The following is a 4,304-nucleotide window of genomic DNA, read 5'->3' as shown; positions in this document are numbered from 1 at the left end:
CACCGCTGGAGACCGCTTTCTTCAACTGATCGAACGAGAAATTTCCGGCCATTCCTTTGGCACTCCAGCACTTGTCGATTGAAAGGGATAAACGTAGCCATGGCCGGCGCGAGGCCGGCCATGGCCATATAGGGCGATATCAGGCGCCAGCTTCGCCGATAGCCACCTCGGCTGCCCTGATCGCGGCCTGGCGTTTGGCGATCTGATCACCGATCGGCGGACCCTGGAACCGGCGGTTCTCGAAACCGAACCAAAGCACGGCGGTCAGCAAGATGAAGCCTATGGTGATGTAAAGCACCTTGTCGTTCGGCGGCTGGATGGCGATGTAGAAGATGATCACCATGCCGACAATCGACAGCGCACAGAAGAGCTTGAACAGTCCGGCGCCCAGGTTCCACGGGCCAGGATTAGGCCACTTGGCCGTGCCGAATGCGACCATGCCGAGTGCGATCGGGATTGTGAACGACAGGAACAGGAACACCAGCGTCGAATTGACGACGATGGTGTAGATGTTGGTGCCGCCGATCGAAATAAACTGGGCAAGGAACACATACAGGATTTCGAGGATCGCGGCCGTCCAGATCGCATTGACCGGCGTGCGCCAGGTCGGGTTGACCTTGGCGAGAGCCGCGGAGCCAACGGGCATGCCGCCGTCGCGGGAGAAGGCAAACAGCATGCGCGAAGCCGAGGTCACGGTGGCCAGGCCGCAGAGGAACTGCGAAATCAGGATGGCGAGATAGAGCAGCTCCTTGAGCCACACGGGCAGGATCGCGTCCATCGTCGAGAAGAAGACGCTCCAGCCCTGCTTGGCGCCGGCAGCCAGGTCCGGGATCGCGAGAACGATTGCGCACAGCATCACCCAGCCGATCAGAGACGACCACAGCACCGACGAAATGATCGCCCGCGGAACGGAGTGTGCTGCCTTGACGGTCTCCTCGGAGGTGTGGGCCGAGGCGTCATAGCCGGTGATGGTATAGACGGGCAGAAGCAGGCAGAGCAGGAACAGGTACATCATGGAGTCGGTTTGCGGAAAAACACCGCCGCCCGCATCGCCTGAATAGTTTGTGAACGTCCACAGCCGGCTGATGTCGATTGCCGGTGCGAACACCAGGCAGGCCACGATCAGCACTGCTGTTGCGCCCAGGATAAGAAAGCCCGAAGCATCGGTGAGCATTGCCGTCAGTTTGATGCCGAAATGGTTGAACAGCGCCTGCAGCACGGTGATGAAGGCGACAAACCCGACGATTTCGCCCGGCGTGCCGGTGATGCCGAACCAGCTTCCGAATGTTCCAACGAAGAAGAAAGCGGTGCCGATGTTGATGGCGCCGAGCACGGTGATCAGGCCGAACAGGTTTAGCCAGGCCGTCAGCCAGCCGGTGAAGCGGTTGCCGAGGATCGACGACCAGTGATAGAGGCCGCCGGCGGTTGGAAATGCCGAGGCGATCTGCGCCATGGCAAGGGCGAAGAAGCCCGACACGCAGCAGCCGACGATCCAGCCGATGCCCGCACCTGCGCCGCCGATCGACGATGTGGCTTGCGCGAAGGAGTTGATGCCGCCCGAAAGGATGCAGATGATCGAGAACGATATCGCGAAATTCGAGAAGCGGCTCATGCTTCGCGACAGTTCCTGGGCATAGCCCATGCCGTGGAGAACCTTCAGGTCCTCCTTCTTGTCAACGTCCGTATAATCCGGTCCTGCCATTTTCATTCCCCTGTGGTTCTAATTGGCCGATTGAACTGACTTTCCGACTGAAGGCGATCTGGAATATCCGGCCTCCTCTGGCTCCAGATCCGAAAAAATGCCCGTGAGCAGATCCGCCCATTTCCGCTGCCCGGTCTCGCCGGCGATTTCGTCGTTGCGGATTTCGATCATCGCGCAGGGCAGGCCGCGCGATCGCGCATGCCGTTCCAGCGTGAAATAGACGCGGTCGGCAGGCGAATACGGCTCGTTGACGCCGACGGTGACGCCGGCAAGCCGCTTCAGCGCCGATATCAGCGGCGCCGCCAGCCGGCGATCCTCGTCGTGGATGATGCCGATATGCCAGGGCCGGTTTTTGGATTTGTAGACCGGCGTGAAGGAGTGGACCGAAACCAGCCGCGTTTCCTGACCATGTGACAGCCTGTTGTCGATGATACCGGCAATCGTGTCGTGGAAAGGCTGCCATGACAACGCGACACGCGCCGCCCGCTCGCTTTGCGACAGGCCGGCATTGCCCGGTATGGCCGTTGTCTCACTGACCGGCGGCACCAGGTCGGGCGCGTCGAGCGGCCGATTGCAGTCGATGACAAGGCGCGAAATGCAGGTTTCGACCAGAGTCGCGTCAAGCGCCTGCGCCATGCGGAGGGCAACCGGCAGCGCGCCGGGATCCCAGGCGATGTGGCGCGACAGGTCCTCGGCGGCAAGGCCGAGCGTGCCGAATTCGGCCGGCAGGTAGTTCGAGGCGTGATCGCAGGTCAGCACGAATGGGCTCGATCCGGCGGGGTTCGTCACCCTCACGGTATCAGACGATGCAAGGCTGGCGGGCCGTGCTTTCTCCATACTCTGCCGTCCCCGGGGAGCGCTGTATCGTATGTTACGTATTTTGCCTCATTGCGTCCCTGTGGATGATTTCATACAGTTTGTCCGGCTTTGTCAAATGCGATCTCGGAAAAGGCCTTCGGCCGAGCCAGAGGTGGGGAAAACATGATTTCCAGCATTGCCGAACTGATCGCCGATCGCCTCGGCACGATGCCGGCCGGCGAACGGCGCGCGGCCCAGACACTGATCGCCAACTATCCGATGATCGGCCTGAAAACGGTCGCTGAATTCTCGGCCGCGGCGGGCGTCTCCTCGCCGACGATCCTGCGTTTCGTCGCCCGGCTGGGCTTTCAGAACTATCCGGAATTCCAGTCGAGCCTGCAGGACGAACTGGCGGCGCAACTGCAATCGCCGGCGACAAGGACACTCAACCCGCCCTCGCCTGGCGGCGGCACGGTGTCGCCGATGCTGGAAGCGACGCTCGACAACATGCGCGAGACGTTCAGGCACCTGTCCGACAAGCAGCTTGCCGACATCGCCGCCCGGCTAGCGGACCGGCGCGGCAAGACCTTCCTGATCGGCGGCCGCTTCACCGATCCGCTGGCGCGCTACATGGCCGCCCACCTCGCCGTCATCCAGCCGGATGTCTTTCACCTCGCCGGGCAGGAGAGCATGTGGCGCGACCGGCTGATCGACATGGGCAAGCGCGACGTGCTGGTGATCTTCGACATCAGGCGCTACCAGGACAGCCTCGTCCGCTTCGCCGAGAAGGCGCATCAGCGTGGCGTCCAGATCGTGCTGTTCACCGACCAGTGGCTGTCGCCGATCGCCCGCTTTGCTCGTCATGTTATCGCCGGACGAACCGCGGTGCCGTCGGCATGGGACTCTTCGGCTGCCCTTTTCGTTGTCGCCGAAACGCTGATCGGCGCCGTCACCAGGCAACTGGAAGCAGAAGGCGCCAAACGCATTCGCGAGATGGAAAGTCTGCGTTAGTGCCTGTGCGACGATCCAAAGCGTTACGCATATTTTCTCAAAGGTTACATATATTTAATGTGCGCAGCCCCCGGAGAATTGTCATAAAGACGCGATATCGAGGCGGCTTCTTTGCCTTACAATAGCCTCGCTGCGTCTGCTTCATTCGGGAAACCGGTAGACGGAAGGATTGTTTTACCAACCGGAGTGCCGATGGCCGCCTGGAAACAGATACTTTTTGCACTTGTGGTGCTGGTGGTGGCGGCAGCCGCCTGGCTGCGCTTTTATCCCGGCGCGCCGGACGTGCTGGCACGCTGGGGCATCGACTGGGCCTCCGCGGCAACGCCCCCGGCTGAGACCGGCACCGCCAACGCGAAGCAGGCAAACGGCCGTAATGGCGGCAACCAGCGGGTGAACGTGGTCGCCCTTGCGGCCACTTCGGCTGTTATCAACGACCGCCTGCAGGCAATCGGCACCGGCCGTGCCAACGCCTCGGTGACCGTCAATCCCTACAGCTCCGGCCGCCTCGCCGAACTGCTGGTCGAATCCGGCAGCCATGTCGATAAGGGACAGATCCTCGCCACCCTGGATTCCGAGACCGAAGTGATCTCTCAGGACCGCGCCAAGCTCGCCTTGCAGGATGCGCAGGCCAAACTCGACCGCGTCAGGTCGCTTCGTGCCTCCAATGCCGCGACACCAGTCGCAGTGGCCGATGCCGAAGTGGTCTTGGCCGGCGCCAAGCTGGCGCTTCAGGATGCGGAACTGGCGCTGCAGCGCCGGTCGATACTGGCACCGATCGCTGGCACCGTCGGCA

The 4,304-nt window shown here is 62.0% G+C and carries 4 protein-coding genes; 2 read left to right on the top strand and 2 right to left on the bottom strand.

Annotated features, from left to right (window positions below; genetic code table 11):
• Nucleotides 1-139 precede the first annotated feature (139 nt).
• Together EN984_RS24375 and EN984_RS24370 are read right to left on the bottom strand one after the other, a co-directional pair.
• Entirely contained in the window at nt 140-1,702 is a 1,563-nt protein-coding gene (locus EN984_RS24375) for an amino acid permease (RefSeq protein WP_127268307.1), read from the bottom strand.
• Between the two features lie 18 nt (nt 1,703-1,720).
• Nucleotides 1,721-2,539: an N-formylglutamate amidohydrolase gene (locus EN984_RS24370; RefSeq protein WP_127268308.1), complete on the bottom strand. Its 819-nt coding sequence runs from the start codon at nt 2,537-2,539 to the stop codon at nt 1,721-1,723.
• Between the two features lie 144 nt (nt 2,540-2,683).
• Here EN984_RS24370 and EN984_RS24365 point away from each other — a divergent pair, with 144 nt between their 5' ends.
• On the top strand, nt 2,684-3,511 hold the full coding sequence (locus EN984_RS24365) for a MurR/RpiR family transcriptional regulator (RefSeq protein ID WP_127271407.1): 828 nt from the start codon (nt 2,684-2,686) through the stop codon (nt 3,509-3,511).
• Between the two features lie 192 nt (nt 3,512-3,703).
• The coding region (locus EN984_RS24360; RefSeq protein WP_127384003.1) for a biotin/lipoyl-binding protein at nt 3,704-4,304 on the top strand (601 nt) is incomplete at its 3' end.

Source organism: Mesorhizobium sp. M7A.F.Ca.CA.004.12.1.1 (assembly GCF_003997835.1).
GTDB lineage: Bacteria > Pseudomonadota > Alphaproteobacteria > Rhizobiales > Rhizobiaceae > Mesorhizobium.
This window is presented reverse-complemented; position numbering and strand designations above follow the sequence as displayed.